Origin of the sequence: uncultured Campylobacter sp. (assembly GCF_938045465.1) — a bacterium.
In the GTDB taxonomy this organism is placed as follows: Bacteria; Campylobacterota; Campylobacteria; order Campylobacterales; family Campylobacteraceae; genus Campylobacter_B.
Genome location: NZ_CALIBF010000159.1, coordinates 1 through 24,727, shown reverse-complemented (window position 1 = coordinate 24,727; position 24,727 = coordinate 1). Strand labels below are relative to the sequence as shown.

Here is a 24,727-nt window from a genome sequence, read left to right as displayed (position 1 = left end):
TAATGAAGAAAGTTCTACTTGCATTAAGCTTGTGTGCATCCGGCGCATTGTTCGCTAGCGATGCTGATTATCACTGGGAGATCACCCCTACTATTGGTGGAATGACTCATGAGGGCAATATGGATTTGGATTCGAATTTTATGTTCGGTCTACGTCTTGCCAAAAATCTACAAGATTCGTTTATCGATCAAGTAGAGGTTGGTTTTGATTACTCTCGCAATATTGGCGTAGAGGATTTAGCTCACAGAGTAGGCAACGATAAGCCTGACGCTAAATATTATCACATCAATGCTGTAAAAGATTTGGTAAATTTCACCGATAATTTCAAATTATACGGCTTGCTAGGTCTTGGATATATGGATTACACTAAAGACGTTTACAACGATGGCGATCAAGATAGCGGCTTCGGTCAATACGGCTTGGGTCTAAAATACTATATTACCGACAACTTTGCTACAAAACTTGAAGCACGCGATGCTATCAGATTTGACGACGGCAACCACGTATTGTTCTATACTCTAGGCTTTGCAGTTGATTTTGGCAAGAGATATGCTGACGCAGCTCCAGCTGCCGCTCCGGCTCCTACAGGCTGCAAAGACGCAGATAACGACGGCGTATGCGATAATGTCGATAGATGCCCAGGCACACCTGCTGACGTAGTTGTTGATGAATATGGCTGCGAGAAAGTTATTAGATTAAATTTGGCCGTAAATTTCGCTACAGATAGCTCAAAAATTTCCCCTGAGTTTATGAACCAGATCAAAAACGTAAGCGACGTGCTAGTAGCTCACCCTGATTACAAAGTAATCCTAGAGGGTCACACCGATAGCACTGGTTCGAATGCATATAATCAAAAGCTTTCCGAGCGTAGAGCTGCTGCTGTTGGAGGTGCGCTTAAGAGCTTCGGCGTAGATGCTAGCAGAATCACCACTGTAGGATACGGCGAGACTAAGCCTATCGCTACAAACGCTACTAAAGCAGGCCGCGCTCAAAATAGACGCGTTGATGCTAAATTTAGAAAATAATCTTTTCTAGATCCACATAAGCGGAGCTTCGGCTCCGCTTTTTTTATATCCAAATTAAATTTTAAAATGCCAAAATTCCAAACCACTCTGCTTTTTGATCTCGATGGTACACTCATAGACTCCACGCCCGCGATACTGGACGGCTTTCACTACGCGTTTGCGCATTTGGGCGCTGCAGAGCCTAGCGACGAAGCGATTAAAAAGCTTATCGGGCATCCGTTAGAGGTAATGTTTGAGCGTCTAGGTGTGACGCGCGATGTGCAGAATTTCGTGCTCACCTACAAACAGCGATACGCGCAGACTTTTTTGGATCAGACCGTTCTGCTAAGCGGTGCGTTCGAGGCGGTTCGTGCGGCGAGCGAGTTTGCAAACTTAGGCGTCGTAACCACTAAAACGTCGAAATTTTCTAAAATTTTATTACATCATCTTGGTATCGCGGAATTTTTCGGCACCATCGTCGGGCGAGAGGACGTGCAAGATCCCAAACCAAGCGCCGAACCAATCTTAAAGGCGCTCGAAAATTTAGGAATCTGCGGCGCGAACGCTAGCCAAAGCCCGCATGCGGCTCGCGGTAAAACTCACGACGCGACTGCCGATGAAAATACAAGTGCTGCTAGCAGGAGTACGATTTTGAGTGAAATTCCGCCATCCGATCTACCAAGTATTCTTGCGCTTGATCCTGATCCTAGCAAAGTTTACGAGCAAAATTTAAGCAGCATCGCGAGTCAAAATTCCGATAGAATTTCGTTTAAAAATTTAAGCGAAGTAAAGAGCGATAGACATGAGGCTGGCGATAAGAACCGAAAGGACAATATCGGCATCGAGGGCGAGAGCGATAAAGGCGGAGCGCACGGCGGTAAAATTTATGATGCACATGAGCTAAATTCCACTCCTTGTTATGACAAAATTTGCAGTGACGAAATCCTGCCTTCTGTTGGCCAAAATATCTTTATGATCGGTGATACGTCGCTTGACGCCATCTCGGCAAAGTCGGCAGCGGTGCGAAGCGTGGGCGTAAGCTGCGGTTACGGCAGTGCCTCGGAGCTACGGGCGCATTTCGAGTTCGTATGCGCGGACGCAAAAGAGGCGGTTGAGCTGATACGCGAAATTTCATCAAAATTTTAGGTGCAATAAAGCGAATTTTTTCTAGCTTTGATACGTTATTTTTGCGAATACTTAGAAGTGAACCCGCGCCCGAAATTTAAAATTTCCAATTAATTTTTGAGTTTTAAACAGCACGCGATATGAATTTGCTCGTGCTATTTAGCTGGAAAGCAAGGTGCTTTCTAGGTGTTCAAACGATACGCGAAGTTAAATTTCGCACATTTCTGCTCTGGTCTAGCAATAGCCCGTGCCGAACTAACAATGTACGGGAATATTTCACTTTGTCCATAGTACTTGATCTGATTCGTCAATGTTCGGTATTAACGACGTATGGGAAAATTTTGCTACCTCGAGTAATTGTGTTCTATTCACTTTCGGTTTGTATTAACACAATGTACTGGAAAATCTTGCCGTAGCCAAATTTTATGCAATTTCGCAATATCTTTTGAGTTTGCGAACGGATTTTGCAAGAAATTTAACGCAAGCTTCGCACTCAATTCTGGCTTTGATTTTAGTTTAGACCCCGCCTAATCGCGATAAATTCTACGCTCCGCTTGAGGCAAGTATTTGGTAAGACTTTTTTGTGCGATCTTGCCGCAAGTCTATTTGACGCTTATTTTGGGCGCCGTATTTGGGTTTGTCGCAATTATGCTTGCTGCGGGTTTTCGGTGCGATTTATAGCATTTAAGGTCGCGCCCGCCCAGCGAGCACTAAACATATATGTTTTGAAGGCAGGCTTATATGATAAAATTTCATCCTGCGACGAATAGCTCGCAAAGGCGCAAATATAGGATGAACTAGCCAAATTTTAAAATTTAGCTCCGCGGCGAGTAGCCATATTCTTTTATCGAAGCCTATGAAAGCAGCGTTAGTTTTTACGTTTGAATTTTATCGTTTCGGCTCAGCAGGGCTTTAAATTTAATCTAAAATTTTGCAAAATTTTAAAATTCCGCCCGCTCTTATGCTTTTTTAAAGCAAAATTCTATAAAATACCGCTTCCGCAATGGGCTATCGTCTAATGGCAGGACAACAAACTCTGGATTTGTGAATATAGGTTCGACCCCTATTAGCCCATCCACTTAATTTTTAATCCCCTTTATCATAGCAGTGTTTGAAATTAATTTGCGCGTCATTTTTTGCAGATCGTGGCAGCATTCGCTAGCTGAGGCAAATTGCGTCGAGCCATAAAATAGGCAAAATTTTAGCGAGCTAATAAGTAAGTTGCCGCTTTAAAGCGGCGGATTATTTGATTTTTTCTTTGCCTTTGTAAGTGGCGATGCTTTGATACGAGCCATCCTTTTTAAACGCCACCACGTCATAGACCTCGGGCTGAGAGCTTTGCTCCATACCTGGCGCTTCTAGTGGCATGCCAGGTACTGCTATGCCGATGACGTCTTTAGGCTTATTTTTTAGTAACGTGTGGATTTCGCCTATTGGCATATGCCCTTCGACTACATATCCGTCTATGATCGCGGTGTGGCAGCTAGCGAGCTCCAGCGGAAGCCCAAGCTCATTCTTCTTCTGGATAAGCGGCTCGTCAGCCAGCGAAATCATCTCGACTTCAAAGCCATTTTGCTCCATATATTTTGCCCAGTTGTGGCAACAGCCGCAGCTCTCGCCGTGATAGACCTTGACATGTTCGCTCGCCGCCGCATAGCTACCTAATGCCGCTAAAAGCGCACCTACAAATAAAATTTTCTTCATATTTTACTCCAGTGATTAAAAGTCCTCGATTATACAATATGAATAGTAAATTTTTAAGAGTGAACCGTAGAATGTTAAGATTAGATTTGGTGAAGCATTACCCGCTCGTAAGCCGAAATTTTACGAAATTTTAAAATTTCGGCGTCGCGGATAAGTTGGTTATAGGCACTGAGACAGTGCTGATTTGATAGCGGATTTTGATACGTAGCCTTCCGAGTCGCTGGTAAGTGATACGTCGCAGCCTGGCTTATAGTTTTTCCAGGTATAGATGTTGCCGTTGTCTTCGGTTGTTTTGATGGAGTCTGGCTGTTTATTCCATGCAGAAATTACTTGATTGATATGAAATGCATCGCTGCGGTCTTTCGGCGCATTAGTCATACCCGTGCTATCGGGCAAGGTCGTTTCGACCATATCAGTGGTGCCTGCGGTGGAGACCTCTTGGACTTTATCATTTACGCCGCCGATATTTGTTTTGCTGCTTTGGGATTTTGTTTGATTGCGTACTCCGCTTGGTTCGTTGGATATATTCCAGTTGGAACAACCGATAAAAAATACCGCTGCTACGAGCGCAGCTATTAAATTTCTCATAAAATTCTCCTTCAAAAATTTCGTTGCGATAGTAGCACATTTATCTTTAGTTTAAAATAAATCCGAGCCCTTGAAATTTGAAATTTCGTAGGAATTTTGTGAGGCGTTTCAGTAGGAATTTATAAAATTTGAGATAATATTGCAACTTTTCATACCAAACGGGCTTTTAAATTTTGCACGGCAAATGCCTTTTTGGCTACCAAATTTTAAAGGATTTTTGATGTATGCTATCATCAAACACGGCGGCAAGCAGTATAAGGTCGAAGAGGGCAACTACCTAAATTTAGACCATTTTAATGCTGAGCCGAAAGCAAAGCTCGAGCTTAGCGAAGTTTTAGCGCTAAACGACGGCGAGTTAAAGGTAGGAGCACCGTTCGTAAAGGGTGCCAAGGTGGTTTTGGAAGTCGTTTGCGAAGGCAAGGATAAAAAAGTCGTTATCTTCAAAAAACGCAGACGTAAAGATTCAAAAGTAAAACGCGGCTTCAGACGCCAATACACCCGCGTCAAAGTCGTTTCGATTAACGCATAAAAGGATAGGAAATGGCACACAAAAAAGGTCAAGGTTCAACCCAAAATAATAGAGATAGTATCGGACGCCGCTTGGGCGTCAAAAAATTCGGCGGCGAGTTCGTTCGCGCAGGCAACATCATCATCCGCCAGCGCGGCACCGCGACGCACCCGGGCTGCAACGTAGGCATGGGCAGCGATCACACGATTTTCGCGCTGATCGACGGCGTCGTAAAATTTGAGCGAAAAGATAAAAATCGCAAAAAAGTATCGGTTTATCCGGCTGCGTAAATATCGCTAAATCTTCGGGGGCGCAAGCCCCTCTTTTAAAATTTCATCCGTTTAAAAATTATCTTCAACTCATTTGGCTATAATTGCCGTTTTAAATTTAAGGATAGCTATGTTCATAGACAGCGTAAAATTTAGCGTCAAATCAGGGGGCGGCGGCGCAGGTTGCGTCAGCTTCCGCCGCGAAAAATTCGTCATCCTAGGCGGTCCCGACGGCGGCGACGGCGGCGACGGCGGCGACGTGTATTTCAGAGTCGATAAAAACTGCCACACCCTCTCATCCTACAAGGGCAAGCGGGAGTTTAAAGCGCAAAACGGCGCGCCCGGCGAGGGTCGCAAAAAGACGGGCAAAAGTGGTGAGGATCTCTATCTCATCGTGCCTCCGGGCACCAGCGTTTACGACGAGGATAGCGGCGAGCTGGTGCTTGATATGCTAAATGACGGCGAAACAAAGCTGTTTTTAAAAGGCGGCAAAGGCGGGCTTGGCAACGTGCACTTTAAAAGTTCGATCAACCAAGCCCCCGAATACGCGCAAAAAGGTCTAGAGGGGCAGACGCGTGAGGTGCGGCTGGAGCTTAAGCTCATCGCCGACGTGGGGCTCGTGGGCTTTCCAAACGTCGGTAAAAGCACGCTGATCTCGACCGTTTCAAACGCTAAACCCCAGATCGCAAACTATGAGTTTACCACGCTCACGCCAAAGCTAGGTCTCGTCGAGGTTGACGAATACAGCGGCTTTGTCATGGCCGATATCCCTGGCATCATCGAGGGCGCAAGCGAAGGGCGCGGGCTTGGCGTGCAGTTTTTAAAACACGTCGAGCGCACGAAAATTTTACTTTTTATGCTCGATCTTGCGAACTACCGCAGCCTCGAGGAGCAGTTTGACGCGCTGAGGGCCGAGACGGCGAAATTTTCAGAGGGACTTGCAAAAAGAGACTACGCGATCGCTCTAACTCGCGCGGACGCGGCCGAAAATTTGCAGGAAAAATTTGACGCGTTTTTGTCGCATTTGGGGCTCGCGGGCACGGCGGGCGAGATGAAATTTAAGCAAGATATTTATGAGCTTGACGCTACTAAGCCGTTTTTTGTGATGCCGATCTCCTCGGCGACGGGACAAAATATAAACGAGCTAAAATTTAACCTGCTTGAGCTTCTAAAAAAGGAGCTGTAGGCTGCGCTAAAAGCTGCGCCGTAGAGGAGTTTTGACTAATGCAGGTCTTAAGCGCGCCCACATACGCGGCTAAATTTTATTTTCATCGCTCGCAAAAGCCACAAAAAGATAAAATTTAAGGAGGCGAAATGAGTAAAATTTTTATTCTAGTATTTTTATGCTTCGGCGCATACGGTTGCGATCCCGCCGATCCGGTGCCGAATTTTATGGACTTTAACGACAAGGATCACGACGGCGCGCTGAGCTTGCAGGAGTGGATGGCGAGCGAGGTGCCGTCCGGGCTGAAAGTAGAGCTAAATCTGCGCTCAGGCTCGGAATTTAAGAGGTTGGACGCTAATCGTGACGGCAAGATTAGCCTAGATGAGCTGGGAGCGAAACCGTCTGCAAAGATTTATTGGTCCGAAGATCCGTGTGCTTTTTGGCCTTGGCCGGACGGATCCGAGGATAAAAATCAATCCGCCGTCAAATAAGCGCGAAAAACGGCAATGATGCGGCCTTTTGCGCGGAGTTTGGTTTGTGCGACGCGTATAAATTTTACTTCGCGCGAGTGAGTATGGACCAGTTTTGCTTCGTGATCTGCGTAAAATTTATTGCGAGCACGATTGCGCCCGTATGATCACTCGCGCCGTGATTTGGCTAAATTTAAAGGAAAAGAATGAATATAGTTTTTATGGGAACGCCCGAGTATGCGGCTAAAATTTTACGCGCGCTTGCGGGGGCGAAATTTGAGATCGCGGCTGTCTTTACGCAGCCCGATAAGCCCGTCGGCAGGAAGCAAATTTTAACGCCTAGCGAGGTTAAAGTTTACGCGCAGCAACATCTGCCCGCCGTGCCAATCTTTCAGCCCGCGAGTTTAAAAGACGAAATGGTTGCAGCGCAGATAAAAGAGCTAAAGCCTGATTTTATCGTGGTTGCAGCGTACGGTAAAATTTTGCCGCAGGCTATCCTTGATATCGCGCCTTGTATAAACCTGCACGCCTCGATCCTGCCAAAATACCGCGGCGCAAGCCCGATCCAAAGCGCGATTTTGGCGGGCGAGAGACAGACGGGCGTGACGGCGATGTTGATGGACGTGGGGCTTGATACGGGCGATATGCTTGATTTTGCCTACACGCCTTGCGAGGATAAAACGGCGGCGCAGCTGTTTGGCGAGCTCGGGGGTCTCGCGGGCGAGCTGATAGTGCGAGTGCTGCAAAATTTTGCAAATTTAAAGCCATTAAAGCAGGACGGCACGCAGGCTACGCACTGCAAAAAAATCGTAAAATCCGACGGGCTTTTTAGCTTTGAGGAAAGCGCAGAGCAAATTTATAATAAATTTCGCGCGCTGACGCCCTGGCCGGGGATTTATCTAGCTAGTGGACTAAAAATTTTGGATTTAGAAATCTTGCGCGAATCTTGCGAGCGCAAATTTGAACGCGAAGGCGAAATTTTAAGCGTCGATAAGCCCAGTTTTTGCGTTTCTTGCGGGGAGGGCGCGGTTAAGATCATAAAGGTGCAAGAGCCAGGCAAAAAGCCCGTGGACGCTAGTGCGTATCTAAACGGCAAGCGGCTAAAGATCGGTGATCTGATATGCTAAGCGGGATTTTAAATTATCGCGTTTTGTGCCACGCTTTTGATGCTATGCGGGCATTTTATTTGCGCCGCATTTTTGACGTCACGACAGAATTCTGTTCCAGGTATCGCCGCGATCGTGAAGTAAAATTTTACTGTGCGGAATTTCGAAGCGAAGCTCCAAAATCAAGGCTTTATAAAATTTTAAAACCTCGCTTCTATGCTCTAAAATTTTACGCTCGCAGGAGCTTTAAATTTCTCCGCCGCAGTTGCGGACTTTACAGCGCTATACCGAACACTCACCATTTAAAATTCTATGATCGTGCCGCAGAATTTTTGCGAGATAAAGCTTTAAAATTTTATCGCAGTGCCGCTAGGAAAATTCACGTTGCCGAAGAGTTTAGCAAGATCGCAAAATTTCATCGCATAAAATTCCGCTACTTCGTAAAATTTAATCGTGCTAAATTTTATCTTGTCGCAAAATTCTATCGCTACGCAGAATTTAAACGCTTGCAATATTTCAAGGCGAGCCCTTCGTCTTACGCAAGGAGCGGGTTTTGCAGATAGAATTTGTAGAGCAAATGCCCTCTACGCAGGAGTTTTTAGTAGGCGCCGTGCGCGAAGGCAGGATAACGCCGCCTTTTGCGATAGCCGCAAATCGCCAAAGCGCCGGTATCGGCTCGCGCGGCAACGACTGGCAGAGCGCAAGCGGCGATCTTGCTTTTTCGTTTTGCGTAGCCCAAACGGATCTGCCCGCGGACGTGCCGCTGCAGTCGGCGAGCATATATTTTGCGATGATCATGCAGGAGCTTCTAGCATCGCTCGGTTCGCAGCTTTGGCTTAAATGGCCCAACGATTTTTATCTGGGCGAGCGCAAAATCGGTGGGACGATGACGAATAAGATCAAAAATACCCTCGTCTGCGGCATCGGCATGAACCTACTCGGTGCACCCGAATATGCGGGAATTTTAGATATAAAAATCAGCGCAAAAGACGCTATAGAGGGCTTTTTTGCGCTATATGAAAATAAAATCTCGTGGAAGCAAATTTTTAGAAATTTTTCGTTACAATTCCAAAAATCGCAAAAATTTAGCGTTCATCTAGGCGACGAAAAAATTTCGCTCGAGCAGGCTAAACTTTGCGAAGACGGATCGATCATAATAAATGAAGAAAGGGTTTATGCTTTAAGATGAGTGAAGTAATTACGATTGCCAATCAAAAAGGCGGCGTCGGAAAGACGACCACAGCGGTTAATCTTGCTGCGTCGCTAGCGATAAAGAAAAAGCGGGTCCTACTGATCGACGTAGACCCTCAGGCGAACGCTACGACCGGGCTTGGCTTTAACCGCAGCGACTTTGAATTTAACATTTATCACGTCCTAACGGGGCGTAAGAGCATGTCCGAAGTGATCCAAAAAACCGAACTTGAGTTTATGGATTTAGTGCCGTCAAATATCGGACTTGTAGGCATCGAGCGCGAAGTAAGTGAAGAGAAAGACTTCAAACTAATGCTAAAAAATAAAATTTCCGAGGTTAAGGACAGATACGATTTCATCATCATCGATTCGCCGCCGACGCTGGGTAGCATTACGGTAAATGCCTTGGTCGCAAGCGATAGCGTCATCATCCCGATTCAGTGTGAATTCTACGCGCTTGAAGGCGTCGCGTTGATCCTAAATACCGTAAAAGTCGTTAAGCAAACGCTCAATAAAAATTTAAAAATTCGCGGATTTTTGCCTACGATGTATAGTTTGCAAAACAATCTCGCCAAAGAGACAGTTGCGAATTTACGCGAGTATTTTGATGATAAGCTCTTTCGTATCGGCAAGAGTGATGATCTAGTCATCATCCCGCGCAATATTAAGCTAGCCGAAAGCCCAAGTTTTGGCAAGCCGGTGGTTTTATACGATATAAAATCTGCTGGCTCCATCGCTTATCAAGACCTCGCTAAATCCATAATGGAGCAAAAATGGGCAAGGTAAAAAGAGCACTCGGGCGTGGGCTCGGTGCGATTTTAGACGACGTAGAAAGCTCCTATAACAGGGAGCTAGAAAGTGGAAATGCAGATAGTTTAGTTATCGAAATCGATGTCGATAAAATCGAGCCAAATCCATATCAACCGCGGCAGAGCTTCGATGAGGAGGCACTTAGGCAGCTGAGCGAAAGCATCGCCCGCCACGGGCTTATCCAGCCTATCATCGTTATTCAAAAAGATGATTCTTACGTCCTTATCGCCGGCGAACGACGCCTAAGAGCGACGAAGCTTTTGGGCGAGAGTAAAATCAAAGCCGTAGTCGCGGACATAAAATCTCAAAATTTAAGAGAGCTTGCCCTCATCGAAAATATCCAGCGCGAGGATCTAAATCCTATCGAGCTTGCTAAGTCCTATAAGGAGCTCATCGGCGAATACAGGATCACGCAAGAGGAGTTAGCCGACATCATCAAAAAGTCCCGCACACAGATTACCAACACGCTAAGACTTTTAAATTTATGCTCCGAAGTGCAAGACGCCATAAGCGCAGATAAAATTTCGCAAGGGCACGCCAAGATAATGGTTGGACTTGAAAAAGAGGATCAAATTTTAGCTCTAAATACCATTTTAGGACAGCGTCTAAGCGTAAGAGATACTGAAACTTTAGTCAAAAAGCTCAAAGATAAAACCGTTCCGAAAGAGAAAAAGTCTGGTGCGGAATTTCAAAGCTTCAAGCCTGAGCTTTTAAAGCTAAAGGCTAAGCTTGATCAATTTGGTAAAATAAGCATCAAAGAGCGTAAAATTTCGATCGAATTTAGCGAAATTTTACAAATTTCCGAGTTTTTAAAGAAAATCGGATGATTTTTTATAGTGTATTTTAATTTTTCATATTGTAAAATACGCATTTTGTTTAAAACTAACCTGGAGGAGGTGCGATGCTAGACGTAAGTTTGACCGCCATGATAACGACCATTGTCGTATTTTTAGCTTTGATTTACTTCTTAAATATCAAGCTTTATAGACCGCTACTTTTGCATATGGAAAAGCGAGAGGCTATTATTAAAGAAGATGAGGCAAATGCGATGAAAAATGCACAGGATGCAGATGCCGATAAAGTAGAGATCGTAAGAATCATGGATGCTGCGAAGTCGCAAGCTGTTAAAATAAAGCAAGAGGCGATGGATAGTGCGAAGCAGGCTGCCGCCAGAGAAATAGCCGAGAAAAAAGCCGCGATGGAGGAGGATTTCAATCAATTCTTAGGCGGTTTGGATGAGCAAAAACGCAATCTAAAAAATGATTTGCAAGCCAAAATTCCGGAATTTAAAAATGCTCTAAGCAGCGCTGTAGCTAAAGTATGAGGATTTCAGTATGAAAAAATATCTATTTTTATTTATCGTTCCGGCGTTTGTTTTAGCAAGCGGTGGGCACGATGGAGTCAAAGACTACGATGTGCTGTGGCGAAGCATAAATTTCATTTTGTTTTTCGGAATTTTGTTTTATCTTCTAAAAGGTCCCGCAAAAGCAGCATATCAAGGTAGAATCAACGGCATCGCATCTAGACTTGAGGCTAATCAAAAAATTTTAAAAGAGTCTGCAGCTCGCAAAGAGCAAGCTAAAAAAGATCTGCAAGATGCCAAGGTTCAAGGCGCAGCTTTAATCGAAACCGCTAAAAAAGAGATCGTATTCGCTGCCGAAAAGATAAAAAATGCAACCGAGCAAGAGATTGCGAATTTGCAAAAATCTTTCGACGAGCAGAAGAGCTTTGAGGCGCGCAAGATCAAAAAAGAGGTCGTAGGCGAGATTCTGGATGACGTTTTTGAATCAGATGACATTAAATTCGGTCAAGACAAACTGGTTAAAATCGTAGAGAAAAAGGTCGGATGATGATAAATAACACCTCAAAAAGATATGTAAACGCCCTGATACTGAGCTACAAAAAAGATGAACTAGGCTCTGTTTTACAGACGTTAGAGAGCGTCGCGAGCGCATTTAGAATTCCAAAATTCCAAGATATTGTAAAATCTCCGACGCTAAAAGAGGAATCCAAAGTGGAACTTATCGCGTCATTTATAAAAAATCCAAGCGAAAAAATCGTAAATTTTATTAAACTTTTAGCTAAGAATAGGCGTATTGCGCTAATTCCACAGATAGTCGAGGAACTGCGCAAGAATATTGCGGCGCTGGATAATAAATACTTAGGTAAAATTTATTCCGCTACTGAAATAGACGCCGCGAAAATAAAAGAGCTAGAGGCTAAAATTTCAAAGAAATTTAATGCAGATATTACTCTTCAATCCGTTAAAAGTGAGCTTGAGGGTATTAAGATCGAAGTCGAGGATCTTGGATTTGAGATTAGTTTTTCAGTTGATAGATTGAAACAAAAAATGAGCGAATATATTTTAAAAGCAATTTAAAGGAGTAAAGCGTGGGTGCGAAAATTAAGGCAGACGAAATCAGCAGTATAATCAAAGAGCGAATCGAAAATTTCGATCTTAGCGTTGATATCGAAGAAACCGGCAAGGTCGTTTCGGTCGCAGACGGCGTTGCTAATGTTTACGGCTTAAAAAACGTAATGGCTAACGAGATGGTCGAATTCGAAAACGGAGCTCGTGGTATCGCGTTAAATTTAGAGGAGGGCAGTGTCGGCATCGTTATTTTAGGCGATACTAGCGGTATTAACGAAGGTAGTAGCGTTAAAAGACTGGGTAAGCTTTTGCGCGTTCCGGTAGGTGATGCATTAATCGGTCGCGTAGTAAACGCTCTAGGCGAACCGATCGATGGCAAAGGCGCGATAGAGACTAGCGATACTAGATTTGTCGAAGAAAAGGCTAAAGGCATCATGGCTCGTAAGTCCGTCCACGAGCCGCTTCAAACCGGCCTTAAGGCGATCGACGCGCTAGTGCCGATTGGTCGCGGACAGCGCGAGCTCATCATCGGCGACCGCCAAACGGGAAAAACTACCGTTGCTGTTGATACCATCATCAATCAAAAGGGTCAGGATGTCATCTGCATATACGTAGCGATCGGACAGAAGCAATCTACCGTCGCACAAGTCGTTAAAAAGCTTGAAGAATACGGCGCTATGGATTATACGATCGTAGTTGCAGCCGGTGCTAGCGAGGCAGCCGCGCTTCAGTATTTGGCTCCGTATTCAGGCTGCACCATGGGCGAGTATTTCAGAGATAACTCCCGCCACGCGCTTATCATCTACGATGATCTTAGCAAGCATGCGGTCGCATATCGCGAGATGTCGCTTATCTTGCGCCGTCCACCTGGACGTGAGGCGTATCCTGGCGACGTATTTTATCTACACTCCCGTTTGCTTGAGCGTGCTAGTAAGCTAAGCGACGCACTCGGTGCAGGCAGCCTAACGGCGCTTCCTATTATCGAGACGCAGGCAGGCGACGTTTCGGCATATATCCCTACAAACGTCATCTCTATCACTGACGGTCAAATTTTCTTGGAGTCGGGTCTGTTTAACTCGGGAATTCGTCCTGCGATCAACGTGGGTCTTTCGGTTAGCCGCGTCGGCGGTTCCGCGCAGATTAAAGCGATCAAAAAGGTCTCAGGAACCTTGCGCCTAGATCTCGCTCAATACCGTGAGCTTCAGGCGTTTGCGCAGTTTGCGAGCGATTTGGACGAGAGCAGCCGTAAGCAGCTGGATCGCGGACAAAGAATGGTCGAAATTTTAAAGCAACCTCCTTATTCGCCGCTTCCGGTCGAAAATCAAGTGGTCATCATCTTTGCGGGAAGCCGCGGATTTTTAGACGACGTGCCTACGAGCTCAATTGGTAAATTTGAAGCTGAGCTCTATCCGTATATCGAGGCAAAATATCCTGAAATTTTTGAAGAGATCAGAAGTAAAAAGACCATCGAGAAGGATTTGGAAGAAAATTTAATCAAGGCTCTAAATGACTTTAAAGCGACCTTTACCGCTTAAAAAGGCTAAATTATGGCAAATTTAAAGGATATAAAGCTACAGATCAAGAGCGTCAGAAATACGGAGAAGACTACCAAAGCTATGAAGCTGGTCTCCAACGTCAAGCTTAAAAACACAAAAGAAGCGGCGATGCGCTCGCGAGCTTATGCGGTGAAGATTAACGAGGTCTTGGGTGAAATTTCTGCGCGCGTTAAAAATTACGTAGGCAATAATTCAGGCAACGACGAAAAACTTAGAATTTTTGATACCACTCGAGAGGTAAAGGTGGTTGATTTGCTGTTTATCACCGCAGATAAAGGGCTTTGCGGCGGTTTTAATATCAACACCATCAAAAAGATCAAAGCTTTGATCGAGGAGCTTAAAGCTAAAAAGATCAAGGTTCGCCTTCGCGCCGTCGGCAAAAAGGGGATAGAGTATTTTGATTTTCAAGGCATTGAGCTTTTGGAGCGATATATCGGCGTGAGCTCATCTCCATCGTCCGAGAAAGCTAACGAAATCGTGCAAGCCGCAGTTAAGGATTTTAACGAAGGCAAAACCGACGAAGTCATACTTATCCACAACGGCTATTTAAATATGATCTCTCAGGAGATGCGCGTAAATACGTTGGTGCCGATCGGTGAGCCTGCAATTAACGAGGATGCTTTAAAAACATCTACATTGGAAGTAGAAGTTGAAAGCCCTGAGGATGAAGAAACATTGATGTTAAATTTAATCCAGAGCTATCTTAGCTACAGCATGTATTACGCGCTTATTGACTCTTTGGCGGCGGAGCATTGCTCGAGAATGAATGCGATGGAGAATGCGACAAACAACGCCAAGGAACGTGTATCGCAGTTAAATTTAGCATACAACAAAGCCAGACAAGGCTCTATCACGACTGAGCTTATCGAGATCATAAGCGGTGTCGAATCAATGAAATGAAAGGAAAATGGATGAAAGGAATAATTTCTCAGGTAATGGGTCCCGTGGTCGATGTCGATTTCAAGGACTACTTGCCGAAGATTAATGAAGCTATCGAGGTTAAATTTGACGTCGAGGGCGCTCATCGCAGGCTGATCCTAGAGGTAGCCGCGCACCTTGGAGACAATCGCGTCCGCACGATCGCTATGGATATGAGCGATGGACTTAGGCGAGGGCTTGAGGCTACGGCTCTGGGTGCGCCTATTACGGTGCCTGTGGGCGAGAAGGTTTTGGGTAGAATTTTTAACGTCACGGGCGATCTGATCGACGAAGGCGAGGATGAAAAATTTGAAACTCGCTGGTCCATTCACAGAGATCCGCCTAGCTTTGAAAATCAAAGCACGAAGAGTGAAATTTTTGAAACTGGCATTAAGGTGGTCGATCTGCTCGCCCCTTACGCAAAGGGCGGTAAGGTAGGCCTATTCGGCGGTGCTGGCGTCGGCAAGACCGTCATCATCATGGAGCTAATCCACAACGTCGCTTTCAAACACAGCGGTTACTCCGTATTTGCGGGCGTCGGCGAGCGAACGAGAGAGGGAAACGACCTTTATAACGAGATGAAAGAATCGGGCGTTTTGGATAAAGTCGCCTTGACCTACGGACAGATGAACGAGCCGCCGGGGGCGAGAAATCGCATCGCGCTAACCGGTCTTACGATGGCCGAGTATTTCCGCGACGAGCTAGGACTTGACGTTTTGATGTTTATCGATAATATATTCCGTTTCTCGCAGTCGGGTTCGGAGATGTCCGCGCTTTTAGGACGAATTCCGTCCGCGGTTGGCTATCAGCCTACGCTTGCTAGCGAAATGGGTAAATTACAAGAGCGCATCACTTCGACCAAGAAGGGCTCCATCACCTCTGTTCAGGCCGTTTACGTGCCTGCGGACGACCTTACCGACCCGGCTCCTGCGACCGTTTTCGCGCACCTTGATGCGACGACCGTTTTAAACAGAGCGATTGCTGAAAAAGGAATTTATCCTGCCGTCGATCCGCTTGATTCGACTTCAAGAATGCTCGATCCACAAATCATCGGCGAGGAGCATTACAAGGTCGCTCGCGGCGTCCAGGCAGTGCTTCAAAAATACAAAGACTTGCAAGACATTATCGCGATTTTAGGTATGGACGAGCTTAGCGAAGAGGATAAGCTCGTAGTCGAGCGCGCTAGAAAGATCGAGCGCTATCTATCTCAGCCGTTTTTCGTAGCCGAGGTATTTACCGGAAGTCCGGGCAAATATATCTCGCTAGAGGAAACTATCGCTGGCTTTAAGGGAATTTTAGAGGGCAAATACGACGATTTGCCGGAGAATGCCTTTTATATGGTGGGAAATATCGACGAGGTAGTAGCAAAAGCTGAAAAGATGAAAGCATAGGAATTTTAAGATGAAAGAATTTTTGCTTTTAGATATCGTTACGCCCGAAGGGATGGTCTTTTCGGGTGAGGTCAAATCCGTCCAGCTTCCTGGCATTACTGGCGAAATGGGTATTTTGCCGGGGCATGCGAGCTTGCTAACGGGACTTAAAGACAAAAGCGAAGGTGGCGTCGTCGAGATCGTAGATAAAGATGGCAAAAAGCAGCTTGTTTTGGTAAACGATGGATTTTTGGAAGTTACAGAAGAAAAAACTACTATCCTAGCCACTCAAGCCGTAGCTATCGGAGGCGATAGCGAAAGCGCCGTAGCAAAGTCTTTGCAGCGCGCCAAAGATATGCTTGCGTCCATTAGCTCCGATGCGGCAAATTCCGCAGCAATCATGGCTAGAGTCGACGAATTCGCAAGGCAAAGTTAAATATGCTAGATCTAATTTTAAGTTATTTTACGAGAAGCACGTTTATTACGATATTTGTGCTTTCTTGGTTATCCATCTATTTTATCGTCACTTTTACGATTTTGATCTCTAGATTTGTAGGGCTTAGTGCGTGGCAACACCGCGAAGCAAAGGCACTCGAATCCTTGCTGATGGGCGGTAGGATTTCGCTTTCGGGCTCTATTTTTCAAAAAGTAAATACCGATAAAATTTCAAAAGAAGCCTTGGAAATTTATAAAGGTAAAGCCGAACGCGACTCCACTAGCGGGCTTACCTGGCTATCTATCGTTGCCTCCACTTCGCCATTTATCGGGCTATTTGGTACGGTTGTTAGTATACTTCACACATTTTCCAAGCTTGGCGGCGGAAATTCCGGCATCGACACCATCGCTCCTGCGATCAGCGAGGCGCTGGTTGCCACAGGATGTGGAATTTTTGTAGCGATCCCCGCATACACCTTTAGCTTACTTATAAAACGCAAAGCATACGAAGTTATGAGTATCATAAATCGTACGGCAGATATTTTGCTATTTAAAGCAAACACTGGAAAAGCTATTTAATGTATAATTTCGACGAAAATCCAGAGTTAAATATCACTCCGCTCGTCGATATTATGCTTGTTTTGCTAGCGATTTTAATGGTCGCGCAAACGGCGATTATCTACGATGAAAAGATCGAACTGCCTAGTGGCTCAAAAGCACAGGTTTCGGAAAATACCGCGGAATTCTTGCTTGTGCGTATCGGCGAAGATCGCAAGGTTTATATCGACAAAAGCTCGATGAGCCTAGCTGAATTCCCGGATAATCTCGTGCTGCTTAAAGGCACCGGCAAGTATAGCTTGGAAAAACCCGTCTATATCCAAGCCGATAAGAGACTCGTTTACGACGATGTAATGTTTGTTTTAAAGAGCCTAAAGCAGGCGGGTTTTACAAAAGTCGCACTTCAAACAAATGGCTAATTATTCAAATTTTACGGGGGTTAAATACGATAATTTTAAATCGTTTTTAATCGCCCTTTTTGCCTATCTGCTGGTGATTTTCGTTCTTTTATATCAAATTTCAAAGCCGCAGGAAAAATTTAAAAAATATACCGACAATCCCAACGATTATATGGATGTTACTTTTGATTTCGAAATAGATGATAAACTTCCGTCCGCACCTGAAATCGCTAAAGAAACGAAGCAGGGCGAGTTTGAAAATAAGAATATTAAGGACGTGCCGGAGGATAAAATTAAGACTACGGCGCAAGTAGTTCCGCCACCTCCGGTGCAGGCAAAGCCGAAAGAGCCCGAAAAGCCAAAGGAAGAGCCGAAGCCGGAACCTAAAAAGGACGAGCCTAAAGCTGAGCCCAAACCCGAGCCTAAGTTGGAAGATAAACCTTCCGAAAAAGTAGTAGAGAAAAAAGAGGAAACTAAGTCGGAGCCGAAAAAAGAGGAAAAACCGAGCTTGAGCGATCTTTTTTCGGATACGACGAAGGACAATAAGAAGCTTGAGGAAAGTGCTAAAGCTAGCGACGCCGTTCAGAGTAACAAAAAGTCCGATAAAGAAACCGCCACCTCTAGTGCTAAGGATAAAGCGGCATCTAAAAATGCTGTCGTCAAATCCGATAAGCTTGGCGGCAGGACGCAAAGGACGGGTGAGTATAACGCTTATTACGGCGCTATCGAGAAGAAGCTTCAAGTTCTATGGAGCAGATATGTGGCGACCGCGAAGGACGACGCAAGGATTAAGATAGTCTTTGGCGCAGATGGGCGAGTGGCGGATTATACTATTATAGAGCTGGGGCGAGAGACGGAATTTAATCAGAAGTTGCGAGATTTTTTGGATAATCTATCTACTCAGACTTTCCCGAAGTCTCCCGACGGAGCATCGCACGAGATAGATACTAGGATGTCCGACGTGATGAAGACAAATTAGAATTCTGTAAGGAAAAAAAGTGAAGAGACTTTTTTGTATTTTTGCGTTTTGCTGTATGCTTTTTGCAGAAGATGTGGATTCTGCTAAAAATTCTACCTCTTCAAATTTAAACACTGAAATTCAAAATTCCTATAAAATTAAAATTTATTATAATGATGTTAAAAAGCAGCTGGGTTATTTGTGGTGGGCGCAAAAAATGACTCCTGCTGAAGGCAGCGTGCTACTCAACGTAAGCTTAAGTGCTGATGGGGAAGTTATTGATTATAGCACAGATTATTTGGAGGGGGATGAAATATTCCTCAAAAAACTTAAGAACTTTTTGATGAGGCTTTCGAAACAACGCTTTGTAAAAGCGCCAGACAACAAGCCTCGTAAATTTGCGATTTTTTTAAAATATAATGTTAAATCAGATCAAATTAAGGAGAAAAGATGAAGAAACTACTTTTGATTCTTGCATTTTGTAGTAGCATTTTCGCGGCAGATGCGACTATGTCTATCGTAAACGAAGGGGTAAATCTACCTAAAATCGTCGTTCAAGATGCATCGAACCTTGCAAATTCAGAATTTGGCAACAAATTCTTTAAACTTATGGTGGGCGATCTAAAGGTCGGCGCGACTTTCGAGGTCAGCGACGAGTATCTACAAAGCAGCTATGATGCGGGTGCTTCCGATAATCTAGGCTCTAGCGGTGCCGCTCTGATCGTGCGCTACGCGGTAAGTGATAAAAGCTCGCCGATGAGTCTAAAAGCCAAAGTGCTTGAGGCAAACAGCGGCAGGGTGATGTACGAGAAGAGCTTTACGCTTTCAAATGCCGAAAAATATCCGTTTTTGGCACATATGGCGGTATCTGAGATCGTCAAGCAGCTAGGGTACTCAAACGTCGATTGGATGAAGGAGATGATTTTGCTCTCTCGCTACACTTCGACGCGTGAGAGCGAGATCATGGTGGCTGACTATACGCTTACTTACCAGCAGGTTGTGCTTCGCGGTGGATTAAATATCTTCCCTAAATGGGCTAGTGCAGCGCAGAACGAATTTTATTACACCTATTACGTCAATAAAAATACGCCCGCTATCTATAAATTTAATCTATCCAACGGTAGCAAGAGTAAAATTTTTACCGGTCATGGCATGACGATAGCTTCAGATGTAAGCGCCGACGGCAGAAAGCTTCTAATCACCAATGCGCCTAAAGATCAACCCGATATTTATTTATATGATATAGCCTCGGGCAGCGCTAAGCAAATTACTGATTACGCTGGCATTGATGTAAATGGAAATTTTATCGACGGCGATTCGCGCATAGCTTTTGTTAGCGACCGCCTGGGTTATCCAAACGTATTTGCCACTAGCATAAACGGCGGCAACGTTCAGCAGCTCGTCTATCACGGCAAAAATAATAACTCCATCAGCACAAATGGCAATTATGTTACTTACTCTAGTCGCGACGGCGGGGGCGGATTTAATATATATTTAATCTCTACCCAAACCGATATGATTCGCCAGTTAACGGCTAGTGGCAAAAATATGTTTCCTAGATTTTCTAGCGATGGCGGTAGCATTATGTTTATCAAGCAAGACGGCAGCGGAAGCTCGGTAGGTATTATCAGAGTTAACGAGAATAAAAGTTTCCAATTTCCGTTAAGAGTGGGTAAAATTCAATCGGTTGATTGGTAAAATATTAAAAAATCTCGTGATATAATGACTTCAATTTTTTTTGAAAGGATAGAAAATGAAACATTTAGTTTTATCTTCGATAGCAGTTGCTGCTCTATTATTGAGCGGTTGTTCTAAAAAGACCCCAGAGGCCGATACTACAAGCACAAGTAATGCAGATAGACTAGCTGCTTTGGCATCTCAGATCCAAAGTGAAGTTGGTACTGTTTATTTCGACTTTGATAAATTTAATATTAGAGCCGATCAACAAGGCACAATCAATAATAACGCAGCTTTATTCAACCAAGCAGGCGCAGAGTCTCTAACCGTTAAAGTTGAGGGTAACTGCGATGAGTGGGGTTCTGATGAGTACAACTATGCCCTTGGTCTAAAGAGAGCTACTGCAGCTAAAGACGCATTGGTTGCTCAAGGCGTAAATGAGAGCAGAATTTCCGTAGTAAGCTACGGCGAGAGCAATATGGCTTGCACAGAGCATTCTAAAGAGTGCGACGCTCAAAATAGACGCGACGAATTCAAAGTTGGATTCTAATTTGAAATTTAAAAATTTCACGGTGGCGGCTCTTTTGGGAGCTGCCACTTTTTTAAATGCAGAAACTTCCGCATTTGATGCTGGCAATATTGATTCGGGCAGCTCTTACGGGCTAACTGAAAATGAACAAGTATTGCGCGATAACCGCAAGCGTATAAGCGAGATGCAAACTAGTGTAGATAATACACGCGAGAGCGTCGAAGGTTTGCGAAGCGTCCTTGAAGGAACAAATTCTAAAATTTCGAACCTGGAAAACAGGGTAGCGGATCTAGAAATTCGCGCTACGGGCAAAAGCCAAGGCAACAGCGAGCTAGATCAGATGAAACGAGATATCGCAACTATAAAAGCCCAAATTGCTGAAATCAATAAAAAATTAGGTAGCGGCGGCAGCGTAAAAAAAAACGCTGAATTAGATGCAGGCACTGCTTCAGTTCCTGCTAGTACAAAATCAGATTCTGATTTTAAATCAAAAGATCAGGCTTCGGTGTTGAAAGAGGCCGACACTTTATATGCCAAAAAAGACTATTCCGGCGCAAAAGAGCGCTACAATTATTTAGTATCTAAAAATTACAAGCCGGCGAAGGCAAACTATATGCTGGGCGAAATTTCATATTTTTCCGGCTCATACGCAGAAGCGATAAACTATTATAAAAAGAGCATCTCACACAACGAGAGCCAAGACTATACCCCAAAACTTCTTTATCACACCGCGATCAGTTTCGATAAGATCGGTGATAAAGACAGCGCAGATAAATTCTACAAAGCGCTAAAGGCTTCATACCCAGATTCCAAAGAAGCTAAAGCCGCGCCCACTAGATAACCTAAATTTAAATATAAAATCAAAAATAAAATTTTAAATAGGAGAAAACTATGGCTAACAACCGAGTTATAAAGATGCATTATGAGCTAAAAGACGGCAAAACCGGTGAAATTTTAGAGTCAAATTTAAACTCCGACCCGATCGCCTTTCTTAGTGGCAAGGATCAAATCATCCAAAAGCTGGAAGATGAAATTTTAAATCTGCAAGCGGGCGAGAGTAAAACGGTTCGCATAAACCCGAGCGACGGAGTCGGCGAGTATAAGCAGGACGCCGTGCAGATCCTACCTAAAGAGCAGTTTGCGGGCATCGACCTGGTCGTTGGTATGGAGCTTTTTGGTCAGGCGGAGGACGGCGCGACTACCCGCGTGAGCGTCAAAGCTATCGGCGAGCAGGACGTCACTATCGACTTTAATCACCCGTTTGCGGGCAAGGAGCTGGAATTTAATATAAAGATCGTCGAGAACCGCGAAGCGACGGCGGACGAAATTCTTACCGGACAGCCGGAGGGCGCGCACAGCTGCGGCTGCGGACACAACCATCACCACGAGGGGCACGAGTGTTGCGGAGGTCATGGGCATGCAGACAGCCATGAATGCTGCGGGGGTCACGATCACGGAAAAGATCACGAGTGCTGCGGCGGGCACCACCACGAACATTAGGATTTTTTATGAAATTTGCTTTTATCTTCCCCGGACAGGGCAGCCAAAGGGTAGGCATGGGCAGGGAGTTTTACGAAAACTCCGCATCTGCACGCGCGCTTTTGGATGAGGCTTCAGAATTTACCGGCATCGATTTTAAAAATTTACTGTTTGAGCCCGGCGACAAGCTCGACGTTTCGGAATTTACGCAACCCGCGATTGCATTAAATTCTATGATGGCGCTTGCGGCGCTGCAAGAAAGAGCGGATCAAGAAAGGCTTAACATCGCTCCGCAGTTTTTGCTCGGACACTCACTGGGCGAGTTTAGCGCGCTAAGTGCTGCGGGAGGCATGGAGCCGAAGCAGATGTTAAAGCTAGTAAATATTCGCGGCAGGCTTATGCAGAGCGCCTGCGAGGGCAAAGGCGCCGGAATGATGGTGATCTTGGCTCTTGCCGACGAGGCGGTCGAAAAAATTTGCGCGGATGCGGCGAGCGCCGGTAGGCAGGTTTGGGCGGCGAATTATAACTGCGACGGACAGATTGTAGTCGCGGGCAAAAAAGATGATCTCGCGGCACTCGAGGGCGAGTTTAAAGCCGCGGGCGCAAAGCGCGCGATGCTACTGAATATGAGCGTCGCGAGCCACTGCCCGATGCTACAAAGCGCCAGCGACGAGCTTTTGGAATTTTTACGCCCCGCGCTAAAAGAGAGCTTTGCCCCCGTCATCGCTAACGCCACGGCGCGAGTATACAGGACAAAATCCGAAGCGCTAGAGCTGCTTAAAGCCCAGCTTATCAGCCCCGTACTTTACAAGCAAAGCATCAAAAATTACGAGGGCGAGGCGGACTGCTTCGTCGAGTTCGGCGCAGCGGTTTTAAAAGGTATAAACAAAAAGATCACGCAAAAGCCGACCTTCAGCATCACGGATCTTGCGAGCTTAGACGAGTTTCTGAAATTTGCAAAGGAAAACGGATGAAAGTAGCGATTCTGGGCGCTATGCCCGAAGAGATCGAGCCGCTGCTATCCGCACTGCGCGAGCGGGGTGTGAGCGTGGAGGCTGTGGAGCACGCGAATAATAAATTCTACGCCGCTAAGCTTAACGGCCACGATCTCGTGATCGCGTATTCGAAGATTGGCAAGGTAAATTCCGCCCTGACCGCTACGGTTATGATCGAGAAATTTGGCGCGCGCGCGCTCATTTTTACGGGCGTTGCGGGGGCTTTGAAGCGCGGCATCAAGATCGGCGAAATTTTATACGCTACCTCGCTCGTGCAGCACGATCTAGATATCACGGCGTTTGGGCATCCGCACGGATTCGTGCCGGGAAGTAAAATTTCAGTCCAAACCGACGCGAAGCTAAATTCTATCGCGCAAAGCGTCGCCGAGCAGCTTGGCATCACTCTAAAATCGGGCGTCATCGCTAGCGGCGATCAGTTCGTGGGCGATGAGGAGCGCAAGAGCTGGATTGAGCGGACGTTTGACGCGAGCGCGGTCGAGATGGAGGGAGCGAGCGTGGCACAGGTGTGCGATGCGCTAGGCGTGCCGTTTTGTGTACTGCGCGCGATAAGCGATGAGGCGGGACACAAAGCGGAGTTCGATTTTGACGAGTTTATGGTAAAAAGCGCACAAACGAGCGCAAATTTCGTCCTAAAAATGATCGAAAGGTTATGATAAACCTCTCCAAAAAACTACTTCGTCGCGTCGGACAAACCAACGCCAAATACAAGATGTTCGAGCGCGGCGATAAAATTTTACTAGCTCTTAGCGGCGGCAAGGATAGCATGAGCTTGGCGCACGTGCTGAAGCACTTCCAAAGCGTAAGCCCGCTAGATTGGGAGTTTCGAGCCGTTACCGTCACCTACGGTATCGGCGAGGACCTGCGCGAGATAAGTGCCCATTTTAAAGAGCACGAGATCCCCTACGAGATAATCGATACTAAAATTTTTGAATTCGGCAAGGAAAAGATCCGCGCAAACACCACGTTTTGCAGCTTTTGCTCGCGTATGAGGCGCGGATATATCTACTCCTACGCGCTCGAACACGGCTTTAATAAGATCGCCATCGCCCACCACCTCGACGACGCCGCGGAGAGCTTTTTTATGAATTTCACCTTCAACGGCGCGCTGCGTACCCTCGCTCCGCGCTATGTCGCCGAAAACGGGCTTGTGATCATCCGTCCGTTCATTCTCACGCGCGAGCGTCAAATCGCTGCCTGTGCTAGAGATAACGAGCTTCCGATCATGCGCGAGGAGGAGGTTTGCCCCGCGAAACAATACGGTGGCAAGGAACCCACCGCGCGCGCCGCTACGAAGGAGCTTTTGGCACAGTATGAAAAGGCCCATCCGAGGTTTTTTATCAGCCTGCAAGCCGCCTTCGCCAACATCCACGAAGAGACTTTTTTCGAGCCTAAATTTTAAAATTTTAAGCGGTTTGATCCCTCGGCTAGAAAAGTCCGAGTGTGGCTTTCGTGGGCTCGGAGACTTCGTGCGCCTAGTTCGATTTTTTGGCTTGAATGAGTCTGACGCACGCAGAGTAGTTAT

31 protein-coding genes and 1 tRNA gene are annotated in these 24,727 nt (G+C 45.7%); 29 read left to right on the top strand and 3 right to left on the bottom strand.

The features are described from left to right. The first annotated feature begins 2 nt into the window (after positions 1-2). The 3 genes from Q0413_RS07690 to Q0413_RS07680 all read left to right on the top strand — a co-directional run bounded on the left by Q0413_RS07690 (position 3) and on the right by Q0413_RS07680 (position 3,207). The gene (locus Q0413_RS07690; RefSeq protein ID WP_298988405.1) at positions 3-1,025 is read left to right on the top strand and encodes an OmpA family protein; all 1,023 of its coding nucleotides are present in this window, start codon (positions 3-5) and stop codon (positions 1,023-1,025) included. 66 nt (positions 1,026-1,091) lie between these two features. Next, a complete protein-coding gene (locus tag Q0413_RS07685; protein ID WP_298988404.1) occupies positions 1,092-2,150 on the top strand; it encodes an HAD family hydrolase in 1,059 nt (352 codons plus the stop codon). A gap of 983 nt (positions 2,151-3,133) precedes the next feature. Continuing rightward, positions 3,134-3,207 (top strand) — tRNA-Gln (locus Q0413_RS07680). 164 nt (positions 3,208-3,371) lie between these two features. On the opposite strand, the gene Q0413_RS07675 is transcribed toward Q0413_RS07680, so the two are convergent. Together Q0413_RS07675 and Q0413_RS07670 are read right to left on the bottom strand one after the other, a co-directional pair. Continuing rightward, positions 3,372-3,833 carry a DUF411 domain-containing protein gene (locus Q0413_RS07675; RefSeq protein ID WP_298988403.1) on the bottom strand — a complete coding sequence of 154 codons (462 nt, stop codon included), beginning with the start codon at positions 3,831-3,833 and terminating at the stop codon, positions 3,372-3,374. A gap of 159 nt (positions 3,834-3,992) precedes the next feature. Then, a complete protein-coding gene (locus tag Q0413_RS07670; protein ID WP_040303372.1) occupies positions 3,993-4,421 on the bottom strand; it encodes a hypothetical protein in 429 nt (142 codons plus the stop codon). 220 nt (positions 4,422-4,641) lie between these two features. Between Q0413_RS07670 and rplU the strand changes: the two genes are divergently transcribed. From rplU to fmt, 5 genes are all read left to right on the top strand, one after another. Beyond that, entirely contained in the window at positions 4,642-4,950 is a 309-nt protein-coding gene (rplU, locus tag Q0413_RS07665) for a 50S ribosomal protein L21 (protein WP_040303368.1), read from the top strand. Positions 4,951-4,961: 11 nt separating this feature from the next. Next, the gene (gene rpmA, locus Q0413_RS07660; RefSeq protein ID WP_291938329.1) at positions 4,962-5,219 is read left to right on the top strand and encodes a 50S ribosomal protein L27; all 258 of its coding nucleotides are present in this window, start codon (positions 4,962-4,964) and stop codon (positions 5,217-5,219) included. 109 nt (positions 5,220-5,328) lie between these two features. Beyond that, entirely contained in the window at positions 5,329-6,384 is a 1,056-nt protein-coding gene (obgE, locus tag Q0413_RS07655) for a GTPase ObgE (protein ID WP_298988402.1), read from the top strand. Between the two features lie 128 nt (positions 6,385-6,512). Next, positions 6,513-6,854 carry a hypothetical protein gene (locus tag Q0413_RS07650; RefSeq protein WP_298988401.1) on the top strand — a complete coding sequence of 114 codons (342 nt, stop codon included), beginning with the start codon at positions 6,513-6,515 and terminating at the stop codon, positions 6,852-6,854. Positions 6,855-7,039: 185 nt separating this feature from the next. Further along, positions 7,040-7,960 (top strand): methionyl-tRNA formyltransferase, encoded by a 921-nt coding sequence (gene fmt / locus Q0413_RS07645; protein WP_298988400.1) that lies wholly within the window; start codon positions 7,040-7,042, stop codon positions 7,958-7,960. 326 nt (positions 7,961-8,286) lie between these two features. Here the strand turns inward: fmt and Q0413_RS07640 are convergent, their stop codons facing one another. After that, positions 8,287-8,451 carry a hypothetical protein gene (locus Q0413_RS07640; RefSeq protein WP_298988399.1) on the bottom strand — a complete coding sequence of 55 codons (165 nt, stop codon included), beginning with the start codon at positions 8,449-8,451 and terminating at the stop codon, positions 8,287-8,289. A 41-nt stretch (positions 8,452-8,492) separates the two neighbouring features. Here Q0413_RS07640 and Q0413_RS07635 point away from each other — a divergent pair, with 41 nt between their 5' ends. From Q0413_RS07635 to Q0413_RS07535, 21 genes are all read left to right on the top strand, one after another. Then, the gene (locus Q0413_RS07635; protein WP_298988398.1) at positions 8,493-9,128 is read left to right on the top strand and encodes a biotin--[acetyl-CoA-carboxylase] ligase; all 636 of its coding nucleotides are present in this window, start codon (positions 8,493-8,495) and stop codon (positions 9,126-9,128) included. Next, positions 9,125-9,916: an AAA family ATPase gene (locus Q0413_RS07630; RefSeq protein WP_177389424.1), complete on the top strand. Its 792-nt coding sequence runs from the start codon at positions 9,125-9,127 to the stop codon at positions 9,914-9,916. The genes Q0413_RS07635 and Q0413_RS07630 overlap by 4 nt, the downstream gene beginning before the upstream one ends. Continuing rightward, entirely contained in the window at positions 9,904-10,767 is an 864-nt protein-coding gene (locus tag Q0413_RS07625) for a ParB/RepB/Spo0J family partition protein (RefSeq protein ID WP_298988397.1), read from the top strand. The genes Q0413_RS07630 and Q0413_RS07625 overlap by 13 nt, the downstream gene beginning before the upstream one ends. Positions 10,768-10,841: 74 nt before the next feature. Beyond that, complete coding sequence (locus tag Q0413_RS07620; RefSeq protein WP_298988396.1) at positions 10,842-11,264, top strand: F0F1 ATP synthase subunit B'; 423 nt, start codon at positions 10,842-10,844, stop codon at positions 11,262-11,264. Positions 11,265-11,274: 10 nt separating this feature from the next. Beyond that, on the top strand, positions 11,275-11,790 hold the full coding sequence (locus Q0413_RS07615; protein ID WP_298988395.1) for a F0F1 ATP synthase subunit B: 516 nt from the start codon (positions 11,275-11,277) through the stop codon (positions 11,788-11,790). Next, complete coding sequence (locus Q0413_RS07610; protein WP_298988393.1) at positions 11,790-12,320, top strand: F0F1 ATP synthase subunit delta; 531 nt, start codon at positions 11,790-11,792, stop codon at positions 12,318-12,320. Before Q0413_RS07615 ends, Q0413_RS07610 begins: the two co-directional genes overlap by 1 nt. 11 nt (positions 12,321-12,331) lie before the next feature. Further along, positions 12,332-13,846, top strand: coding sequence for a F0F1 ATP synthase subunit alpha (atpA, locus tag Q0413_RS07605; protein ID WP_298988391.1), 1,515 nt, complete (start codon positions 12,332-12,334; stop codon positions 13,844-13,846). A 12-nt stretch (positions 13,847-13,858) separates the two neighbouring features. Then, on the top strand, positions 13,859-14,767 hold the full coding sequence (gene atpG / locus Q0413_RS07600; RefSeq protein WP_297943727.1) for an ATP synthase F1 subunit gamma: 909 nt from the start codon (positions 13,859-13,861) through the stop codon (positions 14,765-14,767). Between the two features lie 11 nt (positions 14,768-14,778). Beyond that, a complete protein-coding gene (atpD, locus tag Q0413_RS07595) occupies positions 14,779-16,176 on the top strand; it encodes a F0F1 ATP synthase subunit beta (protein ID WP_295151010.1) in 1,398 nt (465 codons plus the stop codon). 10 nt (positions 16,177-16,186) lie between these two features. After that, positions 16,187-16,591, top strand: a complete 405-nt coding sequence (gene atpC, locus Q0413_RS07590; protein ID WP_291938303.1) for an ATP synthase F1 subunit epsilon — start codon at positions 16,187-16,189, stop codon at positions 16,589-16,591. A gap of 2 nt (positions 16,592-16,593) precedes the next feature. Then, entirely contained in the window at positions 16,594-17,169 is a 576-nt protein-coding gene (locus Q0413_RS07585) for a MotA/TolQ/ExbB proton channel family protein (RefSeq protein WP_177389416.1), read from the top strand. Next, the gene (locus Q0413_RS07580) at positions 17,169-17,567 is read left to right on the top strand and encodes a biopolymer transporter ExbD (protein ID WP_005869629.1); all 399 of its coding nucleotides are present in this window, start codon (positions 17,169-17,171) and stop codon (positions 17,565-17,567) included. Before Q0413_RS07585 ends, Q0413_RS07580 begins: the two co-directional genes overlap by 1 nt. Continuing rightward, on the top strand, positions 17,560-18,525 hold the full coding sequence (locus Q0413_RS07575; RefSeq protein WP_298988388.1) for a TonB C-terminal domain-containing protein: 966 nt from the start codon (positions 17,560-17,562) through the stop codon (positions 18,523-18,525). Before Q0413_RS07580 ends, Q0413_RS07575 begins: the two co-directional genes overlap by 8 nt. 19 nt (positions 18,526-18,544) lie before the next feature. Next, the gene (locus tag Q0413_RS07570; RefSeq protein ID WP_298988387.1) at positions 18,545-18,958 is read left to right on the top strand and encodes a hypothetical protein; all 414 of its coding nucleotides are present in this window, start codon (positions 18,545-18,547) and stop codon (positions 18,956-18,958) included. Next, positions 18,955-20,202 carry a Tol-Pal system protein TolB gene (gene tolB / locus Q0413_RS07565; RefSeq protein WP_298988385.1) on the top strand — a complete coding sequence of 416 codons (1,248 nt, stop codon included), beginning with the start codon at positions 18,955-18,957 and terminating at the stop codon, positions 20,200-20,202. The genes Q0413_RS07570 and tolB overlap by 4 nt, the downstream gene beginning before the upstream one ends. 55 nt (positions 20,203-20,257) lie before the next feature. Continuing rightward, a complete protein-coding gene (locus Q0413_RS07560; protein ID WP_291938293.1) occupies positions 20,258-20,731 on the top strand; it encodes an OmpA family protein in 474 nt (157 codons plus the stop codon). A 1-nt stretch (position 20,732) separates the two neighbouring features. After that, positions 20,733-21,551 carry a tetratricopeptide repeat protein gene (locus Q0413_RS07555; RefSeq protein ID WP_298988384.1) on the top strand — a complete coding sequence of 273 codons (819 nt, stop codon included), beginning with the start codon at positions 20,733-20,735 and terminating at the stop codon, positions 21,549-21,551. A gap of 50 nt (positions 21,552-21,601) precedes the next feature. Further along, positions 21,602-22,210, top strand: a complete 609-nt coding sequence (locus tag Q0413_RS07550) for a peptidylprolyl isomerase (RefSeq protein ID WP_298988383.1) — start codon at positions 21,602-21,604, stop codon at positions 22,208-22,210. An 8-nt stretch (positions 22,211-22,218) separates the two neighbouring features. Then, positions 22,219-23,163 carry an ACP S-malonyltransferase gene (gene fabD, locus Q0413_RS07545; RefSeq protein WP_298988381.1) on the top strand — a complete coding sequence of 315 codons (945 nt, stop codon included), beginning with the start codon at positions 22,219-22,221 and terminating at the stop codon, positions 23,161-23,163. After that, the gene (locus Q0413_RS07540; protein WP_298988379.1) at positions 23,160-23,858 is read left to right on the top strand and encodes a 5'-methylthioadenosine/adenosylhomocysteine nucleosidase; all 699 of its coding nucleotides are present in this window, start codon (positions 23,160-23,162) and stop codon (positions 23,856-23,858) included. The genes fabD and Q0413_RS07540 overlap by 4 nt, the downstream gene beginning before the upstream one ends. After that, positions 23,855-24,604, top strand: a complete 750-nt coding sequence (locus tag Q0413_RS07535; protein ID WP_298988377.1) for an ATP-binding protein — start codon at positions 23,855-23,857, stop codon at positions 24,602-24,604. Before Q0413_RS07540 ends, Q0413_RS07535 begins: the two co-directional genes overlap by 4 nt. Positions 24,605-24,727: the final 123 nt, after the last annotated feature.